Source organism: Streptomyces sp. PA03-3a (assembly GCF_033792735.1).
Taxonomy (GTDB): Bacteria; Actinomycetota; Actinomycetes; order Streptomycetales; family Streptomycetaceae; genus Actinacidiphila.
Genome location: NZ_JARAVM010000049.1, coordinates 13,285 through 32,940 on the forward strand (window position 1 = coordinate 13,285; position 19,656 = coordinate 32,940).

Genomic DNA, 19,656 nt, shown 5'->3' on the forward strand with positions numbered 1-19,656 from the left:
CGAACGGTCGATAGCGGGGGTCTATCAACCCACCTCAACGCCCCTGTGGCGTGCGTCGATAAACGCCGTCTATCGGCTGGTCGCCGATAGGTCTTGGACGCGGGCGAGCGGGCTGCGGATGGTGAGAGCAGCAGCCGCACGCATGACTTGCCCAAGGAGGACCTCGGACCATGACCGCCCCCTCACCACTGGAGACCGCGGCGAACGCCGACGCACCGGCCGAGCTCACCGACGGGTACCACCTGGTCGTCGACGCGCTCAAGATGAACGACGTCGACACCATCTACGGGGTGGTCGGCATCCCGATCACGGATCTGGCACGGCTCGCCCAGGCGCAGGGCATCCGCTACGTCGGCTTCCGCCACGAGAGCAACGCCGGACACGCGGCGGCCGCGGCCGGCTACCTCACCAAGAAGCCGGGCATCTGCCTGACCGTATCGGCCCCCGGCTTCCTCAACGGCCTGGTGGCGCTCGCGAACGCCACCACCAACTGCTTCCCGATGGTGCAGATCTCCGGCTCCAGCGAGCGCCACCTCGTCGACCTCAAGCAGGGCGACTACGAGGAGATGGACCAGCTCGCCGCCGCGCAGCCGTTCTGCAAGGCCGCGTACCGCATCAGCCGGGTCGAGGACATCGGCCGCGGTATCGCCCGCGCCCTGCGCACCGCAGTCTCCGGGCGCCCCGGCGGTGTCTATCTCGATATCCCCGCCGCGGTGCTCGGCTCCATCATGGACGCGCAGGACGGCGCGAAGACGCTGAGCCGTCTCGTCGACCCCGCCCCGCGCCAGCTGCCCGCCCCCGAGTCCGTGGACCGGGCGATCGAGCTGCTGGCCGGCGCGCAGCGGCCGCTGATCGTCCTCGGCAAGGGCGCGGCGTACGCGCAGGCGGACGCGCAGATCCGCGAGTTCGTCGAGTCCACCGGGATTCCCTACGTGCCGATGTCGATGGCGAAGGGCCTGCTGCCCGACGACCACCCGCAGTCGGCGGCCACCGCCCGCTCGCTGGCGCTGAAGAAGGCCGACGTCGTGATGCTGGTCGGCGCCCGCCTGAACTGGCTGCTGAACCACGGCGAGGCACCGCAGTGGAACCCCGACGCGAAGTTCGTGCAGATCGACATCGAGGCGAAGGAGATGGACAGCAACCAGCCCATCGCCGCCCCGCTCGTCGGTGACATCGAGTCGGTCGTCGAGGCCCTCATCGAGCGCAGCAAGCCGGGCCAGATCGCGGCCCCCGCCGCCTGGCGCGAGGAGCTGGGCGCCCGCTCGGCGCAGAACGTCGCCAAGATGGCCGAGCGCCTGAAGGCCGACCCGCACCCGATGCAGTTCATGGGCGCCCTGAAGGCCGTGCGCGACGTCATCCGCGAGCGGCCCGAGGTCTACCTCGTCAACGAGGGCGCCAACGCCCTGGACATCGCGCGCAACGTCATCGACATGCACGTGCCGCGGCACCGCCTCGACAGCGGCACATGGGGCGTCATGGGCATCGGCATGGGCTACGCGATCGCCGCCGCCGTCGAGAGCGGTCAGCCGGTCGTGGCCGTGGAGGGCGACAGCGCCTTCGGCTTCAGCGGGATGGAGATCGAGACGATCTGCCGCTACAACCTGCCCGTCGTCACGGTCATCATGAACAACGGCGGTGTCTACCGCGGCGACGACGTCAACCCCTACGACGACGCCCCGTCGCCGACGACGCTGATGTCCGCGGCCCGCCACGACGTGATGTTCGAGGCGTTCGGCGGCAAGGGCTACCGCGCGACCACCCCCGCCGAGGTCACCGCCGCCCTCACCGAGGCCCTCGCCTCGGGCGGCCCCGCCCTCATCGACTGCGTGATCGACCCCTCGGCGGGCACCGAGAGCGGGCACATCGCCCACCTCAACCCCAAGGGCATCACCGTCGGCAACATCACGCCGGCCAAGAAGTGACCGCCCCGTAGGCGACGCACCGCACCCCGAAGCACCGTTCCCCAGCACTGCCCACCCGCGCACCGCGAACAGACAAGAAGGAAGCCACCATGAGTGAAAAGCCGCTCGCCGGGATCAAGGTGATCGACTTCACCGGGGTCCAGGCCGGCCCCGCGTGCACCCAGATGCTCGCCTGGTTCGGCGCCGACGTCATCAAGGTCGAGCGTCCCCAGGGCGGCGACGTGACCCGCAACCAGCTCCGCGACGACCCCGACCTCGACGCGCTGTACTTCACGATGCTCAACAGCAACAAGCGCTCGCTGGCGATCAACACCAAGACCCCCGAGGGCAAGGAGGTCATGGAGAAGCTGATCCGCGAGGCGGACATCCTGGTCGAGAACTTCGCGCCGGGCGCCATGGACCGCATGGGCCTGGGCTGGGAGCACATCCACGAACTCAACCCGCGCCTGATCTTCGGCTCGGTCAAGGGCTTCAACGACGACTCGTCCTGGAACGACCTCAAGGTGTACGAGAACGTCGCCCAGGCCGCCGGCGGCGCCGCGTCCACCACCGGCTTCTGGGACGGCCCGCCGACCATCAGCGGCTCCGCCCTCGGCGACAGCAACACCGGCATGCACCTGATGATCGGCCTGCTCACGGCGATCATCCACCGCAACGCGACCGGTGTGGGCCAGAAGGTGTCGGTGTCCATGCAGGACGCCGTCCTCAACCTGACCCGCGTCAAGCTCCGCGACCAGCAGCGCCTGGAGAAGGTCGGCTACCTGGAGGAGTACCCGCAGTACCCGAACGGCGAGTTCGGCGACGCGGTGCCCCGCGGCGGCAACGCCGGCGGCGGCGGCCAGCCGGGCTGGATCCTGAAGTGCAAGGGCTGGGAGACCGACCCCAACGCCTACATCTACTTCACGGTCCAGGAGCAGAACTGGAAGCGCACCGCCGAGGCCATCGGCCGGCCCGAGTGGGTCGACGACCCGGAGTACACGACCGCCAGGGCCCGTCAGCCGCACATCTTCGAGATCTTCGCCGAGATCGAGAAGTGGCTGGCCGACAAGACCAAGTACGAGGCCGTCGACATCCTGCGCAAGTGGGAGGTGCCCTGCGCGCCCGTGCTCAGCATGAAGGAGCTCGCGGAGGACCCCGACATGCGCAAGAGCGGCACCATCGTCGAGGTCGAGCAGAAGGGCCGCGGCACCTACCTGACGGTCGGCAGCCCGATCAAGTTCTCCAACTTCAAGCCGGAGATCAAGGGCGCCCCGCTGCTCGGCGAGCACGGCAGCGAGGTCCTCGCGGACCTGGGGTACGACGCGAACGAGATCGCGGCCCTGCGCGACAAGCAGATCATCGTCTGACCAGGCCGTCGGCCCGGACAGTCTGACGGGTGCTCCGCGCGATCCGTGCGCGCGGGGCACCCGTGCCGCCGTACGAGCGGGCCCCGCGCCCGCGTACGGCGAAGCCCCCCGTGTCGTCCCGGCACGGGGGGCTTCTGCGTCGTCGCTCTTCGGCGTTCCTCGTGGTGGGGGGTCAGGCCGTCGTCGACTGCTCCGCCTTGGCGGCCGCCACCTTCTGGTACAGCTCCTTCTCGCGGGCCCGCCGCGCGGTGACGTCCCGGATCACCGCCCCGACGTAACCCGGCTGCCCTTCGGCGTCGTTCAGCAGCACCACGCTGAACTCGATCGACAGCTTCCGGCCGCCGGCGCCCACGGCGGGGACGTTGAGCAGGTCGTCGTCCCCGTACTTGGTGGTGCCGCTGGCCATGGACTTCTCGAAGCCGTCCCAGTGACGCTGTTGGTGCCGCTCGGGAATGATCACATCCAGGCTGCGGCCCATGACCTCGGCGGCCGGGAACCCGAAGATCCGCTCCGAACCGTGGTTCCAGTAGCGGATGAGTCCCTCGCGGTCGATGACGACCACGCCGTCGGGTGCCTGCGCCGTCATGGCCAGCACTACCTCGGGGTCCAGGTCTTCCATGTCTCCTCCGGCCGTCGGCGGTTGTATACAGGTGGACAGCATACAGTCGTCATATCGGAGACGGCAGGGCCCCGGATGACGTGCCGTCATCGCCCGGAGGCGGCCGGAAGTGCCGGGTTCGGCGGTGAGATTGGCCGGATCCGAGCGGGCCGCCTCGTGGTCCGACGGCGCTCACCTCCCATGTGGGCTCGCTCGGCGACCCGGTAGTGAGGGCGTCATCGCGGGGGCCCTCTCCGCGCCGCCTGTTCGGCGGCGGCCCTGCCTGCCGCCGGTCCGGGAGGGCGGGAGCGGCCGCCGGGGCGGAGTTGTCGCCGACCCGGCCGGCATGCCGCTGACCAGCGGAGGTGCGCTACCCGTGCACCTGCGGCGCCCGTGTCGTACGGGCCTTGCGGCGCGCGCCGGGCGACTTCCTGAGCGTCCGGGCGGAGAGCGCCGGCCCCCGCGACGCGCCGCCCCGAGGCCTATCTGACGACATGTCATCACCACATCGGGCAGCCCCTGACCAGGCAGGTGCTTGATTTGTGACACCCCCGCGCACGCCGCACCGGATTCCGGACAATGATCTCCGCACTCCGTGACAGCGGATTCCGGCCACTGCGACCATCTGGGCTGTGTTCGGTGTTCGGGCCACTTCAGGGGGCGAGGGCGGTTCCGACGCGGCCACCCCCCTCACCCATGCCCGTGTCGCCCCCACTCATGAGGAGTCGCAGGAGTGTCCAGCGCTTTCCGCTCCACCCGAGCCGCGTCGTCCGCGGCCCGTCCGTCAGGGCGCAGACGCGCCGTGGCGACCGCCACCGTCACCATGGCCACGCTCGTCGCGTCCGTCCTGGCGCTCCCCACCGCGGGCGCGCAGGAGAGCCCGCGGGGGACCGCGACGGCCGGCGCGTCCGGCACGTCCGGCGCGCGAAGCGTCGCGCTCAGCCCCGCGCAGCGCGGGCAGTTGCTCAGGGCCGCGGCCGGCACGAGCGCCGGTACGGCCGAGTCGCTGAAGCTGGGTGACGAGGAGAAGCTGATACCGAGGGACGTCGTCAAGGACGCCGACGGCACCGTGCACACGCGGTACGAGCGCACCTTCGCCGGTCTCCCCGTCCTCGGCGGCGACCTGGTGGTGCACGAGCGGGCCGGCACCCGGACGGTCACCAAGGCGTCCGCCGCGCGGCTCACGGTCCCGACGACCGAACCCGCGCTCGCGGCGGCGCAAGCACGGAAGTCGGCCCTGGACATCGCCGGCCGGGAGGAGACCCGCAAGGCCGCGGTCGACGGTGTTCCGCGCCTGGTGGTCTGGATGGCGTCCGGCAAGCCGACGCTGGCCTGGGAGTCCGTCGTCACCGGCGTCCAGAAGGACGGCACTCCCAGCCGCCTGCGGGTGGTCACCGACGCGAAGAGCGGCAAGCAGCTCTCGAGCGTGGAGCAGATCCACGCGGGTACGGGCACCGGCCAGCACAACGGCACCGTGCGGATCGGCACGACGCGCAATGGCGACGTCTACGAGCTGGTCGACGGCGAGCGCGGCGGCAACGCGGCGTACGACTACGACACCCGCGAGGTCATGACGGACGCCGACGACGTCTGGGGAGACGGCACACCGGCCGACCGCCAGACGGCCGCCGTGGACGCGGCCTACGGCGCCCAGCAGACCTGGGACTTCTTCCGGTCCCGCTACGGCCGCTCCGGCATCGCGGGCGACGGCGTCGGAGCGCGCTCGTACGTCCACGTCGGCGACCGGTACGTCAACGCGTACTGGGACGACGAGTGCTTCTGCATGAACTACGGCGACGGCGAGGACAACGCCCGTCCGCTGACGGCCCTGGACGTCGCCGGCCACGAGATGACGCACGGCATCACCTCGGCCACCGCGGGCCTGATCTACAGCGGCGAGTCCGGCGGCCTCAACGAGGCCACCAGCGACATCATGGGCACCGCGGTGGAGTTCTTCACCAACAGCCCCAAGGACGTGCCGGACTACCTCATCGCCGAGAAGGTCGACGTCTACGGCACCGGCGTGCCGCTGCGCTACATGGACCAGCCGTCCAAGGACGACGTGGGCTACGGCGCCTCCCAGGACTACTGGACCACCGGCACCAAGTACCTGGACCCGCACCAGAGCTCGGGCCCGGCGAACCACTTCTTCTACCTGCTCTCCGAGGGCAGCGGCAAGAAGACGATCAACGGCGTCCGCTACGACAGCCCGACCGCCGACGGCAAGGCCGTCTCCGGCATCGGCCGCGAGTCGGCCACGGACATCTGGTACCGCGCGCTGACCGTCTACATGACCAGCACGACGGACTTCGCGGGCGCGCGCACCGCCACGCTCCAGGCCGCGGCCGACCTCTACGGCATGGGCAGCGGGAAGTACGAGGCGGTCGGCAACGCCTGGGCCGCCGTCAAGGTCGGCCACCGCTTCGTCGACCACATCGCGGTCGACAGCACCGACCCGCGGCGGACGGCGACCGGCCAGCAGGTCACCTGGCAGATCCAGGCGCAGAGCTCCCGCCCGGGCGCCCTCACCTACTCCGCCAAGGGCCTCCCGCGCGGTATGTCGATCAACGCCGCGACCGGCCTGGTCTCCGGGACCCCGGTCAAGGGCGGTGAGTTCCGGCCCGCGATCACGGTCAAGGACGCGGCGGGCAACTGCCGTACCGTCCACTACCAGTGGACCGTACTGGCCTCCGGCGGCGACATCTTCGTCAACCCGAACCGGTACGACATCCCCAACTGGGCGGTGATCGAGAGCCCGCTGACGGTCAGCGGCCGCAAGGGCGACGCCCCCGCCGACCTCAAGGTGACGGTCGACCTCTACGCCGTCCACGTCGGCTTCTACGTGATCGACCTGGTCAGCGAGGACGGCCGGGTGATCCCGGTGAAGGGCTGGTCGCAGGGCCCCGTTGCGATCCCGGAACTGCACCAGACGTTCACCGTCGACGCCTCCGCGATCCCGGCGAACGGCACCTGGAAGCTGCGGGTCAGGGACAACACCCCCGGCAACTTCATCGTGCTCCCCGGCTACCTCGACACCTGGCGCCTGGGTTTCTGAGCCCGTCCCCGCGGGGCGCGGCCCCACGGCACGGCGGCAGGCTGTGCCGTGGGGCGGCGCCCGTTCGTTCACCCGCCCGGGCCTGAGATTGTCCCGGGCCTCATCGGGGTCGACTCGCCTTGTTCTAGGCTCGCAGGGTGAATGCGCGCACCGCCCTGGAGAAGTGGCTCGCCGGACTCACCGCCGAGCGCCTGACCGTACTGCTGGAAGAGCGCGAACTGCCGCGTGCCGCCGGCTACACGCCGCTCACCACGTTCCGGCAACTCTCGGAGCACCTCCTCACCGACGACTCCGTGGACCGGGCCGTCGCCGCGGGGACGGGAGGCGACGCGCAGCTGCTGGCGTGCGTGGCGGCCCGGGCGCTGGAGACGTACGGGCCGGTGCCCGCGGCCGAGCAGCAGGCGTACGCCTGGCGCCCCGCGCCGCCGCCGGTGGACCCCTACACCCGGCTGGTGCCCGAGGCGGAGGTGCTGGACTGGCTCGGACAGGGCGGCACGCCGCGCGAGTCGATCGTTCGGGCACTGGAACGGCTGCGGGACCGGGCTCTGCTGCTCCCCGCTCCGCGCGGCCAGTTGGCGCTGCCGTCGATCCTGCACGCGTCGGCGGCCCGCATGGACGGCTACGGCAGGCCGGCCGACCTGCTGCTCACGCAGGCCTACAACGCGCCGGAGATCAAACGGATCGCCGCCGCCCTCGGCATCGAGCAGCGCACCCGCGCGGACGCGCAGACGGCGATCGGCGCCGTGCTCCAGGACCCCGGCCGGGTCCGGGAACTGGTGGCGACCGCCCCGGCGGCGTCCCACGAGCTGCTCGAGCACATGCTGCAGGGACCGCCCCTGCTGCGCACCCACTGCTTCGTCTCCCGGTCCGGCGGCTACGGCGGGCCGGACCGCAAGTACACGTTCCGGGAGGGCGGCAGCGGCGACGAGGGCACCGACTGGCTCGCGGAACACGGCATGGTCGTGCCGGTGGGCACCGATCTGGTGGAACTGCCCTACGAGGTGGGCCACGCGCTGCGCGGGGAGCAGCCCCCGCCCGCGCCGAGCCTGGACCCGGAACCGCTGACGTGCGTCGCGCCGCTGCCCCGCGACTGGGCGGGCCGGGGCGCGGTGGCGGCAGGGGCCGCCGCATGGCGCGCGGAACTGGTGCTGCGCGAACTGGCCGCGCACCCCGTGGCCGTGCGGAAGGCGGGCGGCATTGCGGTGCGCGACACCAGGAGGCTCGCCAAGGCGGCCGGGACGAGCGAGGAACACACCCGGTTGTGGCTCGACCTTGCGGTGAACGCGGGCCTCGCCGCCCCCCTGACCGACGAGGAGAAACCCGCCGCTCGCGGCAGGGGACGCCGGCGACCCGCCGCTCCGCCGCAGCCGGCGCGGCTGCTGCCCAGCGAACGCTACGACGCCTGGGCCGCGGCCACCCCCGCCGGGAAGCTGCTGCCGCTCGTGGCCGCCTGGGCCGTCGTCCCCGAGGTGTTCACGTACTGGCCGGAGGAGGACGAGACCCCGGTCGCGCTGATCAGCCCCCAGGACCCGTACGCGGTGCCGCTGCGGCACGGCGTGCTGCAGGCGCTGGCCACGGTGCCGGACGGGTACGGGCTGACCGCCGGGGACGACGGACACGGCGAACTCCTCGAAGGGGCCGTCTGGTTCCGGCCGACGCTGATGGCGCCCTACGACGACGAGGACCTGGAAGGGCGGCTCGAGGCCACGCTGGCCGAGGCGGAACTGCTCGGCCTGGTGGCCCACGGCGCGCTCACCGAAGTCGGCCGGGCGGTCGCCGGCCTCCTGGACGCCGGGGCCGCACGCCACTATCCGGCCGTGCCCGGCGCGGACGCCGACCCGGCGGCAGGCGGCGCCGACCGGCTGGGGGAGGGCCTGGCCGAACGCCCGGCCCTGGCGAAGGCGGTGGCCGCGCTGCGTGAAGCCCTGCGCTCGACGCTGCCCGCGCCCAGCACCGAGGCCCGGTTCCAGGCCGACTCCACGGCGACGGTCACCGGCACCCCCGCCCCGGAGTTGGCGGCGCTGCTGTCCGCGGTCGGCGACATCGAGTCCGAGGGGCACGCCGTGGTCTGGCGCATCACGCCCGCCTCGCTGCGCCGGGCCTTCGACGCGGGGTGGGACGCCGACGAGATCCTCGATCGCCTGACCGCCGTGGCGCACCAAGGCACGGAACTGCCGCAGCCGCTGACGTACACGGTCAAGGACGTCGCCCGCAGCCACGGGCGGCTGCGCGTGGTGCGTTCGGCGTGCTGCATCCGCTCCGAGGACACGGCCCTGATCGAGGAGGTCGCCCGGGCGCGCGGTCTGGCCAAACTGGGCCTGCGGAAGATCGCGCCGACGGTGCTGATCTCCACGGCGGCGCCGGACGAGACGCTTGCCGCTCTGCGCGCGGCCGGCTACGCCCCCGCCCTGGAGGCGGAGACCGGCACCACCGTGCTGGAACGTGTACCGGAGGAACGCTCGCGGCCGATGGTGGTCACGCTCGACCAGGCACATCCGCAGTACGGCGAGCCGGTGCGCGGAGTCCCCTCCTCGGCGCGGGAGATGGCGGCTCGGCTTGTGGAGGGGCGCTGAGCGGTCGGCCGGAGGGTGTCACCCGCGCACGGAAGGCCGTCGTGCGGGGAAGGAGCGCATCGCGGCGTGAAGGAGCCCGCCCACGGCGGCGCCGACGGCGTACCAGAGCAGGTCCGGCGCGTTGAAGGTGGAACCGAGCACGAGGCGGGCGATGCCGCTGCGCCGGGAGAACTCGGCCGGGATGTCGCTGAGCTGCAGGAACTCGACGGCGCAACTGAACACCAGGGCGCTCACGGCGGCCGTCAGAGGCGTGACCCGCGGGGCCAGCAGGACGACGAGCGCGAGGACCAGCACGGTGTACAGCGCGTCGCCGCCGTACTTGGCGACGTCCCCCTCCGCCACCGCCCTGAGCGCCAGCCCCGCGCCGACGGTCAGAACCGAGGCCATGGCCGCGACCGGACGGGTGGCCGGTACCGGGTCGGCGGTGCGTTCACGGGTTCGGAAGGGGAGGGGCACGTGGGCATTGTGCCGGATGTGTGCTGTGCGCCGTGCGCAGCGGGCGTGCCGCTGCGCAGGCTCGTGCTCCGGGTGCTCACCGGTCCTTCGGCGAGAGGAAGGAACGGACGAGCCGGCGGATCAGCTCCGCCGCGATCAGGGCCGGCAGCGTCGGTACCGCGATGTGGACGTCGATCCGGATACGCGGGGCGAGCACGCATCCCAGGACCAGCGCGACCAGGACGGCGACGATCACTGTGGGCAGACGGACACCGTGACTTCTCGGACGGGATTCTTCGGTGGGTGAGTGTCGTGTGTGCGTGTCAGGCGGCACGCCGAGGGACCTCCTATGCTCGTTGCCACTCGCTCGGCCCCGGGAAACTCACCGTGGGTTGCAGCCCGACGGCGAGGGGCCTCCATGTGCAGAGTGGAGGCCCCGTCGGGCGCGGTCCACCCGGAATACGGAATCGGTCCGGAGTGCGAGGGGAGCGTGCGCGAAATCCGGACAACCATGGCACGCGGATTTCCGTGAGGCCGCCCCGTAACGCCTGGTCACAGCCCCGGACAGCTGAAGGATGAATGTGTTGCGGCCATTCTTGGGGCGGCATCGCATCGCAAAGGTATTGCCTTTACGATGCCGAACTGCTGCCATAGTCCTCGAGACCACGACGAAATCCGGTTCGCCGGATCTTATCCCGTGCAGCGCCCGGGTCGGGTGCCCCTGGGGTATGGGTGGTCTCTTTGGCTGACCCCGGCCGTTGCCACTCGCACCAGGGGACAGGGCCGGGTTCTGTTGCAGCGGAGTCGGCCCGATCGTGCCGACGCCGCGCACGCGTCGCGTGCGCGCGCCGGTGGCCTCACGTACCCCGCCCGGCCGCCGCAGTTCACCCTGCCGGACGGGACGGGACGCGCCCTCGAGTCCGCTGCTCGAATCCCGGTGCCTGGCGGTCAGTCGGTGGTCGAGCGGGTCGTGGTGTTGCCGCGGTGGGTCGCGTCCGGGCAGGGCCCGTCAGCTGAGAGGGATCCCGCGCACGCCGCTCATCCGGCGTTCAGCACGGCAGGGACGTTGACCTCCCGGTGGATGGCTTCGTACATGCTGTAGCCGCTGTATCCCTTCATCTCGAGGGCTTCGCGGGCCTGGTCGTCCGGCAGTCCCTTGTCCCGCGCGTCCCGTGCCAGGCCGGTCAGCTCCTCGAGGTAGGCGATCGAGTGCAGGATGTCCGCACGGCGCATGGTGCGGCCGTGGCCCGGCACGATCAGGGTGTCATCGTCGAGGATGTCGTAGAGGCGCCGGTAGGTGACGAGTGCCTCGTCCGCCCGCCCCTCCAGCAGCCACGGGAAAGCCGGGGGCGGCGCCTGCAGCATGTTCCCGACGACGGCGCGCGATCCGCTCGCCGATGGCACGTGAAGCGCGTCGCGGCGTGCGATGGGGGTCTGACAGCACACCGTGCCCGGGCGGGGCCGGGCCGGTCAGGGCAGGACCTTGTCGAAGACCTCGTTGAGGGCCTCGGTCGAGCTCGGGTGGGTGTAGATCGCGTCGCGCAGCTGCGTGGCCGTGATGTGGTGCCGCATCGCCAGCGCGACGGTGTTGATGATCTCCTGCGCGTCGATGCTGAGCAGGGCGGCCCCGAGGATCAGATCGGTGTCCGGGTCCACGATGAACTTCATGACGCCGCGTGTCTCCTCGACCGTGTAGGCGCGGGGCATGGCCACGATGTCCGCGACCTTCTCCCGCGAGACCTTGACGTCCAGCCCCTGCGCGCGTGCCTGGCTCTCGGTGAGTCCCACCGTGGCGAGCGGGGGAGTGATGAACAAGGTGTGGGGCACTGCCCTGCGGTCGCCCGTGGAGCGCTTGCCCTCACCCAGGAGCTGGTCCAGCACGATGCGTGCGTCGTCCAGCGAGATGTAGGTGAACTGCTCGCCGCCGTTGACGTCGCCGAGTGCGTAGATGTGCGGCTGGCTGCTGCGCAGGTACTCGTCGACCACGATCGCGCCGCTCGGCGCGGTGCGGACGCCGGCGGCGTCGAGCCGCAGGCCGTCCGTGACGGGACGGCGTCCGGTGGCGGGCAGCAGCGCGGAGGCCTCGACGGTGGGGGTCCACCCGTCCTTCTCGTAGACGACGGTCGAGACGGCGCCGCCGTCACGCACCTCGGTGACGTTCGCGCCGGTGACGACGCGGATGCCGTCGCCGGTGAGGATCTCCTCGACGGCCCCGGCGATGTCCTCGTCCTCCCGCGGCAGGAGCCGGTCGGCTGCTTCGAGGACCGTCACCTCGCTGCCGAAGCGCCGGTAGATCCCCGCGAACTCCAGGCCGAGATATCCGCCTCCCAGGACCACGAGACGTTCGGGCAGGTTCTGCGTGCGGGTGAGCTCCGTGCTGGACACCAGGTGGGAACTGCCCGCGAGGCCGGGGACCGGCGGGATCACCGGCTCCGACCCGGTGTTGACCAGGATCGTGGGGGCGGTGACGGTGATGACGTCCGGTCCCTGGCCGACGGCGACGGTGTGCGGATCGACGAACCGGGCCGTGCCGGTGATGACCGTCGCGGTGTCCCTGCCGTTGAGGGCCTCGAAGTTGCCGGCGCGGAAGGCGCTGGTCAGTGCCCGGACTCCGGCGATCGAGTGGGCGAAGAACTCCTGGGCGTCGTCCTTCAGGCGCTTGGTGCCGGCGTAGCGGACGAGCATCTTCGTCGGAACGCAGCCGACGTTCGGGCAGGTCCCGCCGTACATGTTCTCGGACCGCTCGACCAGGACCACGCGTCGGCCGGCCTCGGCGAGCGCGTGAGCGGCGGTCTTGCCTCCCTTGCCGAAGCCGATGACCAGGACGTCCGCGGTGAGTGCTGTGGTGATCTCCATGCGTCGAGTCTGCGACCCGGCCACTGGTGCACATAGACTCGAGCGTCTCACCGTCCTGCCCGAAAGTCTCACCGTGGACTCAGTCAGCCGACTGCTGCGTCTGGCCCGGCTCAGGGCCGACCTCGACAAGCGCTGCCTGCTCGGAGCCGGTACCAGGATGGACGTGCCGGCTCACGGCGAGCTGGAGGCGCCCTTCCACGTGCTGCTGGAAGGCACCTGCCGGCTGCAGGTGGGCACGGTCCTGCTCGACCTGCGTCCCGGAGACGTGGTGATGATCCCGAGCGGCACCCCGCACCGGGTGATCACCGACGGCGAGGGACGCCAGGTCGGGACGGCGGAGACGGCCGGCGACGTCTTCGCGACCACGCGCAGCGAGCACGGCGCGGAGCCCGTCATCGACCTGTTCTGCGGGCACTACACCTTCGACGCCGGTACGGGCGCACTGCTGTTCGCGAGCCTGCCCGACCCTGTGCACGTCTCCTTCGGGCAGTCGGCTGAGAGCGACGAGGTGCTGCGCATGCTCAGCGCCCTGATGCGCGGTGAGGCGCGACGTGAGGGCGAGGGCACCGCGGCGATCCTCTCCGCCCTGTGCACCGTGCTGCTGGCGATGGTGCTGCGCACCGCGCGGGGCGACGCCACACGGACCACGCTGTGGACCGCGGCGGCCGACGGCCGCATCGCGGCGGCCGTCGAAGGCATGCTCGACGACCCCGGAGCCGACTGGACGATCGAACGCCTCAGCCGCACGGCCGCCATGTCCCGCGCCACCTTCCTGCGCCACTTCACCCGGGAGACGGGGACGACCGTGGGCGTCTTCCTCACCCGGGCGCGGCTGATGGCGGCAGCGGAACTGCTCACGACCACCGATGCCACCGTCACGTCCGTCGCCGGCCAGGTCGGCTACTACTCCGAGTCCGCGTTCTCACGGGCCTTCCGGGCCCACCTCGGCACGACGCCGGCCCGCTTCCGGCGCGACAGCTCGCCGCGCGGGGTGTGACGGGTCGGACGTGATCGTGCGGGCTGCCCGGGGTCCGGGCCCCGGGGCTTGAGGCCCGAGGCCCGAGGCCTGAGGCCTGAGGCCTGAGGCCCGAGGGCCGTCCCGTGCCCCGCGCCGCGGTAATTCCCTTGCCTCGCCGCATCCTCCCCGTTATCGTCAAGGTGACATTTACAGGAGGTCGCCGCGTGGCTCTCGCGGACTTGCTCGCCCCTCTCCAGCAACCGCTGTTCACCCTGTTGGACACCCCCGTCAGCTGGGTGGAGGTCCTCGGATTCGGCAGCGGAGCGCTCTGCGTATGGCTCGTGGCCCGCCGGCACATCGCCAACTGGCCCGTCGGCATCGCCAACAACCTCTTCTTCATCCTGCTGTTCGGCGGCGCCGGGCTCTACGCCGACGCCGCCCTGCAGGTCGTCTACGTGGTGCTCGCGGTGTACGGCTGGTGGTCATGGGCCGCCGGGGGAACGGCCGCCGGACGGCTCGCCGTCAGCCGCACGGACCGGCGCACCTGGGCGGTGCTGGCCCCGGCGACCGCAGTCGCCACGGTGCTCCTGGCCGTCCTGCTGGACCGGGTCACCGACTCCACCGTGCCCTTCTGGGACGCGCTCACCACCGCGCTGTCGCTGGCCGCCACCTACGGCCAGTGCCGGAAGAAGATCGAGTCCTGGTACCTCTGGATCGCCGCCGACCTCGTCTACATCCCGCTCTACGCCTACAAGGGCCTCTACCTCACCTCGCTCCTCTACGCCGGCTTCCTGCTGCTGTGCCTGGCAGGCCTGCGCGGCTGGCGGGCCGAGGCGGCATCCCGTACGGACGGCCCGGCCGCCCGGGTGGAGGTCGTGGCGTGAGCGAGTTCGACCACGGGCTGGTTCTCGGCAAGTTCTACCCGCCGCACGCCGGCCACCACCACCTCGTCCGCAGCGCCGCCGCGCGGTGCCGCAGACTCACCGTGCTGGTCTGTGCCTCCGCCGTGGAGTCCGTCCCGCTCGCCGAACGCGTCGCCTGGATGCGCGAGGTGCATCCGGAGGCGGGCGTCGACGTCGTCGGCGCCGTGGACGACATACCCGTCGACTACACCGACCCCGCCGTCTGGGACGCCCACATGGCGATCTTCCAGGCCGCCGTCCCGGATCCCGTCGACGCCGTCTTCACCTCGGAGCCGTACGGGCAGGAACTCGCCCGCCGCTTCGGCGCGGTGCCGGTGACGGTGGACCTGCGCCGCACGGCACACCCCGTGTCCGGCACCGCCGTCCGCCAGGACCCCGTCGCCTGCTGGCACCACCTGGCCGCACCGGTACGGGCGGCCCTGGCCCGCCGCGTCGTGGTCGTCGGCGCGGAGTCGACCGGCACCACCACCATGGCCCGCGCCCTCGCGGAGCACTACCGGGCGCGCGGCGGGGTGTGGGAGGCGACGCGCTGGGTGCCCGAGTACGGGCGCACCTTCAGCGAGGAGAAGTACGCGCGGCTGCTGGAGACCCGGCCGGACGCCACGTTCGACGAAGTCACCTGGGACTCGGACGAGTTCGAGGTCATCGCCGAGCGCCAGCTCGCCGAGGAGGACGCCGCCGCACGGACCGGGTCACCGGTCCTGTTCTGCGACACCGACGCCATGGCCACGACCATCTGGCACGAGCGCTACATGGGCGGCCGCAACCCCCGGGTGGTGGCCGTCGCGGCCCGGGGCAGGCAGCACCTGTGGCTGCTCACCGACGACGCCGGGGTGCCGTTCGAGGACGACGGGCTGCGCGACGGCGAGCACCTGCGCTCCTGGATGACCGGCCGCTTCCGCACCGAACTCGACCGCCGCGGCCTGCCGTACGTGGTGCTCACCGGCCCGCACGAGCAGCGGCTGCGGAAGGCCGTGGCGGCCGTCGACGCGCTGCTGGCCCGCGGCTGGGGGTTCACCGCCCCGCTGCCGGAACGGGGCGGGTTGACCTCGCCGCGGTGACGCGGGCGGCCGCCGGCACGGCGTGCACCGGGCGGGTCCGTAACCGAAGCGGGAAGGGCCGCACGGTCTACGTGCGCTCGGCGCCGCCCGCCGCGTCGTCGATGCCCTTGGGCGGCGGACGCCACCGACCCGCGCGGCCAGAGGCCCCGCGCCCAGCGGTCCGCCCGCAGCCGCGCGCCGAGCGGCGCAGACCGCCGCGTTGTCGAGGCCATGGGCGGCAGACGCCACCGACCCGCGCGGCCAGAGGCCCCGCGCCCAGCGGCCCGCCCGCAGCCGCGCGCCGAGCGGCGCAGACCGCCGCGCCCGCGTCGCGGAGCGCCGACGCCGATGGCACATCGACGCCGGCGGCCTCGGCTCCGAGGCTGTCGCCCGGGCCGGACGGCAGGGTCCGTCGTGTCCGCCCCGGCAGCCTCCTTACGTGCCCCTGACCTGCGGTTGTGGATCGCCGGACGGCGTTGTCAGTGATCGCGGATATGTTCGTTGACGTCCCGCCGATGTGGCGCGGAATACCCCCTGCTGCACAGGAGATGGCGTGTTGTCAGATTGGGAGAAATCGAGCACGGCCCGGGTGACGGCACCCGCGCGGCCGCGCAAGCTCGCCAAGGTTCCGTTCGTCGAATTGGCCGACGGACGCCTGCAGGGCGTGGTGTCCAGCGGCTCGGACATCGAGCGGGTCTACGTCTCGTCGGTCGCCGCCGGCACCTACGCCTACACCTGCAGCACCAACAACAACCGGCCCTGCGGCGGCGCCCGGGGCGGCTTCTGCAACCACATACGGGCCCTGATCGTCGAGGCCGTGCTGCAGTACGGCGCCGAGCGCGTCTCCCGCTACGTCAAGGCGGAGAGCGCGAGCGGCGAGCCGGACGCGCAGAGCATCACGGCCGCCATGACGAGCGCGCGCCCGTCGCCGGGGGACAAGCAGGCCGCCGCGCCGGTCTTCAGCCGGTTCCTGCGCCACCTCGCCTACCTGGAACTGGCCCCCACCACGGCCCCGCTGCCGGAGATGCAGTGGTTCCCGCCGACCAGGGCGGTGGCGTGATGCGCGTTGACCTGCTCACGGAAGCCCTCCCCGGGCTGGACGAGGCCCTGGCGGCCGTCGACGCCTTCGACGCCACACTCGTCGGCGGACTGCTGCGCCCGCAGCCCGCCCAGACCGCCGGGCTGACCGAACTCGTCCACGCCGTCGCGGGCACCCCGCTGGCCGCGCGGGTCGCCGAGGCGGCCGAGAAGGCGGCGGCCGGCGCCGCGAGCGAGGACCACCTGGTCGTCCTCGCCGCCGCCCGCACCGCGCTGCTCGGAGCCGCCCACGACGCGCTGACGGCGCGGATCCGGGAGGCGACCGGCCGGCCCGGCGGCGACGAGAGCGTCCCGGAGCCCGAGGGCGCGCAGGCTGCGAACGTGCGGGCCGCCGCCCGCTCCTGGCTGTCCGACCTGGCCCGCTCCGGATGGCAGGGCATCGACCACGACCTGGTGTCGGGCGCGGCGCAGATCGTGTCCGCGATGCTGCCCGACCGGGCGCTGCGCCGCCTGGCCACCCTCCTCGACGGCTTCGCCGCCGAACTCGCCGCCTCGTGCCCCGGCGCCACCATGGAGCGGTTCCCCGTACGCCGCTGGGCCGACCTGTGGTCGCGCGGGATGCTGTTGACGCTGCCCGGCGCGGGCGGGCCGCCCGCCGCCGGGACGGCGACCGGCCGCCTCCTGCCCCTGGGGGTCGACCTGCAGGAGCACGCCACCGCCGTACAGGCCCAGGTCCACGCCGTGTTCGAGCCCGCGGACGGCATGGCGGCCCGCCTGGTGCGCGCCAGCGTGTCGGTGCCCAAGCCGGACACCGTCGTCGGCGCCGGACTGTGGCAGCTGCTCCGCCCGCACATGTCGCTGCTGGCGGCCGTCAGCGATGGCCGCTCCATGGACCTCACCGGCATGCCGGTCACCGCCGAGGGCGACCTGCTGTGGAACGACGCGCAGGCGCACGCCGGCGAACCCGCCGACGCCTTCGCCACCGCCCGCGTGGCGCTGCCCACCGCCGCGGACCCGGTCGTCGCACCCCTGGACCGCCACCCGGCGCGCGTCGCCGTACCGGTCTTCCTGGAGGGCTACGCCGCCGCGACCGACGACGGCGAGGTGACGTTCACCGCCGCCGGACAGACCCTCGCCGTCGACACCGACCGCGTCCCGGCCGCCGGGCCGCTCACCCCCGAGGCGATCGCGGCGTCGGGCGCCTGCATCGCGCTGCTGCGCTGGGACGACGGCACGTACCGGGTCCAGCCGCTGGCCGTCGAGACGACGGTGCGGAAGAAGGCCGTCACCGTCCACGCCGGGGAATGGGCGGGCGGGACGACTGACAAGAACGGGGTCAAGGCCGAGAAGGCCGCCACCGACGCGGTGGCCGTTCTGCGGGAGCGCGCGGGAAGGCTGCTGCGGAAGTGACCGAACAGACCACCGACCAGATCACCGGGGACATCGAGGGCAGCGACGGGCCTCCCGCCGCCGACCCCCACGACAACCGCCGCCAGGTCCTGTACTGGCGCCTGCTCGCCCGGCTCTTCGACCCCGAGGAGCAGGCCACCCTGGAGTCGGCGAGCCTCGCCGTCGTCGAGGACATCGGGCTGCCGCCCGCGCTGCTGGACCCGCAGGCCTCGGTCGACTCCATCGTGCAGCGCCACCCGGATCTGGCCGCAGAGTTCGACGGCCTGATGGCGCCCGAACCCGAACCCGAGGACGGCGCACGCGACCGCGCCGCCGAAGTCCGCCGCGCCGCGCTGGTGTCGAAGGTCCTGCTCAACGTCTTCGCGTCCGGCTCCGGCACCGTCACCGCCGGGCAGCTGGCGCGGTGGCAGTCCGACGCCGGCTGGCTGGAACGCGCGCTGGGCTGCCGCCCCGGCGAGCTGCGCGGCGGCCGCGCCGGGGGACGTACGGCAGGACCCGGCGTCAGCCCGACCGGCACGGGCATCGGGGGCACCACGCCCGACCTCAGCCGGCTGATCCCGGCGATCGGCCCCGAACTCGGCTCGATCGAGGCCGACCTCGTCAAGCGGATGCACCTGCGTGAAGTGCTTGCCGACCCCAAGCTCGCCTCGCAGCTGACCCCGAGCATGTCCCTGATCGAGCAGCTCCTGCGGGACAAGAACAACCTCTCGGGCGTCGCCCTGGCCAACGCCAAGTCCCTGATCCGGCGCTTCGTCGACGAGGTCGCCGAAGTGCTCCGCACGCAGGTCGAGAAGGCCACGGTCGGCGCGGTCGACCGCTCGATCCCGCCCAAGCGGGTGTTCCGCAACCTCGACCTCGACCGCACCATCTGGAAGAACCTCACCAACTGGAGCCCGGAGGAACAGCGGCTGTACGTCGACCGCCTCTACTACCGGCACACCGCGCGCAAGACGACGCCCCAGCGCCTGATCGTCGTCGTGGACCAGTCGGGCTCGATGGTCGACTCCATGGTGAACTGCACCATCCTCGCCTCGATCTTCGCGGGGCTGCCCAAGGTGGACGTCCACCTGATCGCCTATGACACGCAGGCGCTCGACCTCACGCCCTGGGTCCACGACCCCTTCGAGACGCTGCTGCGCACCAAGCTCGGCGGCGGCACGGACGGCACCGTCGCCATGGCGCTCGCGCAGCCGAAGGTCGCCGAGCCCCGCAACACCGTCGTGGTGTGGATCTCCGACTTCTACGAATGGCGGACCGAGCCGCTGTTCGAGAGCATGGCCGCCCTCCACCGCTCGGGTGTCAAGTTCATCCCGGTCGGGTCGGTGACCAGTTCCGGCCGCGGCAGCGTCAACCCGTGGTTCCGGGAGCGCTTCAAGGATCTCGGCACGCCGGTGATCTCCGGCCACATACGCAAGCTCGTCAACGAGCTGAAGACGTTCCTCGCCTGAGCGCCCCAGGCAGTCCAAGGCACCGCAAGACAACACCAGGCAACCAGAGCAGCA

Annotated in this window: 15 protein-coding genes; 10 read left to right on the forward strand and 5 right to left on the reverse strand. The window is 72.2% G+C overall.

Annotated features, from left to right (window positions below):
* The first annotated feature begins 170 nt into the window (after positions 1-170).
* Both oxc and frc read left to right on the forward strand, forming a co-directional pair.
* Positions 171-1,922 carry an oxalyl-CoA decarboxylase gene (oxc, locus tag PV342_RS36795; protein ID WP_400807907.1) on the forward strand — a complete coding sequence of 584 codons (1,752 nt, stop codon included), beginning with the start codon at positions 171-173 and terminating at the stop codon, positions 1,920-1,922.
* Between the two features lie 89 nt (positions 1,923-2,011).
* The gene (gene frc / locus PV342_RS36800) at positions 2,012-3,268 is read left to right on the forward strand and encodes a formyl-CoA transferase (protein ID WP_400807908.1); all 1,257 of its coding nucleotides are present in this window, start codon (positions 2,012-2,014) and stop codon (positions 3,266-3,268) included.
* 172 nt (positions 3,269-3,440) lie between these two features.
* Here frc and PV342_RS36805 read toward each other — a convergent pair whose 3' ends face one another.
* Positions 3,441-3,887 carry a PAS domain S-box protein gene (locus tag PV342_RS36805; protein ID WP_449707988.1) on the reverse strand — a complete coding sequence of 149 codons (447 nt, stop codon included), beginning with the start codon at positions 3,885-3,887 and terminating at the stop codon, positions 3,441-3,443.
* A gap of 802 nt (positions 3,888-4,689) precedes the next feature.
* Between PV342_RS36805 and PV342_RS36810 the strand changes: the two genes are divergently transcribed.
* Positions 4,690-6,921 carry a M4 family metallopeptidase gene (locus tag PV342_RS36810; RefSeq protein ID WP_500320520.1) on the forward strand — a complete coding sequence of 744 codons (2,232 nt, stop codon included), beginning with the start codon at positions 4,690-4,692 and terminating at the stop codon, positions 6,919-6,921.
* Positions 6,922-7,058: 137 nt separating this feature from the next.
* Positions 7,059-9,494 (forward strand): helicase-associated domain-containing protein, encoded by a 2,436-nt coding sequence (locus tag PV342_RS36815; protein WP_500320496.1) that lies wholly within the window; start codon positions 7,059-7,061, stop codon positions 9,492-9,494.
* Positions 9,495-9,512: 18 nt separating this feature from the next.
* On the opposite strand, the gene PV342_RS36820 is transcribed toward PV342_RS36815, so the two are convergent.
* From PV342_RS36820 to PV342_RS36835, 4 genes are all read right to left on the reverse strand, one after another.
* Positions 9,513-9,950, reverse strand: coding sequence for a ribosomal maturation YjgA family protein (locus tag PV342_RS36820; protein ID WP_400807918.1), 438 nt, complete (start codon positions 9,948-9,950; stop codon positions 9,513-9,515).
* Between the two features lie 76 nt (positions 9,951-10,026).
* On the reverse strand, positions 10,027-10,185 hold the full coding sequence (locus PV342_RS36825; RefSeq protein ID WP_326571573.1) for a hypothetical protein: 159 nt from the start codon (positions 10,183-10,185) through the stop codon (positions 10,027-10,029).
* 782 nt (positions 10,186-10,967) lie between these two features.
* A complete protein-coding gene (locus PV342_RS36830; protein ID WP_500320498.1) occupies positions 10,968-11,294 on the reverse strand; it encodes a hypothetical protein in 327 nt (108 codons plus the stop codon).
* 105 nt (positions 11,295-11,399) lie between these two features.
* Positions 11,400-12,785 carry an FAD-dependent oxidoreductase gene (locus tag PV342_RS36835; RefSeq protein ID WP_500320500.1) on the reverse strand — a complete coding sequence of 462 codons (1,386 nt, stop codon included), beginning with the start codon at positions 12,783-12,785 and terminating at the stop codon, positions 11,400-11,402.
* 73 nt (positions 12,786-12,858) lie between these two features.
* Between PV342_RS36835 and PV342_RS36840 the strand changes: the two genes are divergently transcribed.
* The 6 genes from PV342_RS36840 (at position 12,859) to PV342_RS36865 (ending at position 19,602) form a co-directional block, all read left to right on the forward strand.
* On the forward strand, positions 12,859-13,782 hold the full coding sequence (locus PV342_RS36840; protein ID WP_500320502.1) for a cupin domain-containing protein: 924 nt from the start codon (positions 12,859-12,861) through the stop codon (positions 13,780-13,782).
* 185 nt (positions 13,783-13,967) lie between these two features.
* On the forward strand, positions 13,968-14,627 hold the full coding sequence (gene pnuC, locus PV342_RS36845; protein WP_500320503.1) for a nicotinamide riboside transporter PnuC: 660 nt from the start codon (positions 13,968-13,970) through the stop codon (positions 14,625-14,627).
* Positions 14,624-15,727, forward strand: a complete 1,104-nt coding sequence (locus PV342_RS36850) for an AAA family ATPase (RefSeq protein WP_500320505.1) — start codon at positions 14,624-14,626, stop codon at positions 15,725-15,727. The genes pnuC and PV342_RS36850 overlap by 4 nt, the downstream gene beginning before the upstream one ends.
* A 568-nt stretch (positions 15,728-16,295) precedes the next feature.
* The gene (locus PV342_RS36855; RefSeq protein WP_386998005.1) at positions 16,296-16,766 is read left to right on the forward strand and encodes a hypothetical protein; all 471 of its coding nucleotides are present in this window, start codon (positions 16,296-16,298) and stop codon (positions 16,764-16,766) included.
* A complete protein-coding gene (locus PV342_RS36860; protein WP_400807937.1) occupies positions 16,736-18,154 on the forward strand; it encodes a hypothetical protein in 1,419 nt (472 codons plus the stop codon). Before PV342_RS36855 ends, PV342_RS36860 begins: the two co-directional genes overlap by 31 nt.
* Positions 18,151-19,602, forward strand: coding sequence for a VWA domain-containing protein (locus PV342_RS36865; RefSeq protein WP_500320506.1), 1,452 nt, complete (start codon positions 18,151-18,153; stop codon positions 19,600-19,602). The genes PV342_RS36860 and PV342_RS36865 overlap by 4 nt, the downstream gene beginning before the upstream one ends.
* Positions 19,603-19,656: the final 54 nt, after the last annotated feature.

Coding starts and splice junctions, on each gene's coding strand:
- oxc (WP_400807907.1), top strand. CDS start 171: ATGACCGCCCCCTCACCACTGGAGACCGCGGCGAACGCCGACGCACCG.
- frc (WP_400807908.1), top strand. CDS start 2,012: ATGAGTGAAAAGCCGCTCGCCGGGATCAAGGTGATCGACTTCACCGGG.
- PV342_RS36805 (WP_449707988.1), bottom strand. CDS start 3,887: ATGGAAGACCTGGACCCCGAGGTAGTGCTGGCCATGACGGCGCAGGCA.
- PV342_RS36810 (WP_500320520.1), top strand. CDS start 4,690: ATGGCCACGCTCGTCGCGTCCGTCCTGGCGCTCCCCACCGCGGGCGCG.
- PV342_RS36830 (WP_500320498.1), bottom strand. CDS start 11,294: ATGCTGCAGGCGCCGCCCCCGGCTTTCCCGTGGCTGCTGGAGGGGCGG.
- PV342_RS36835 (WP_500320500.1), bottom strand. CDS start 12,785: ATGGAGATCACCACAGCACTCACCGCGGACGTCCTGGTCATCGGCTTC.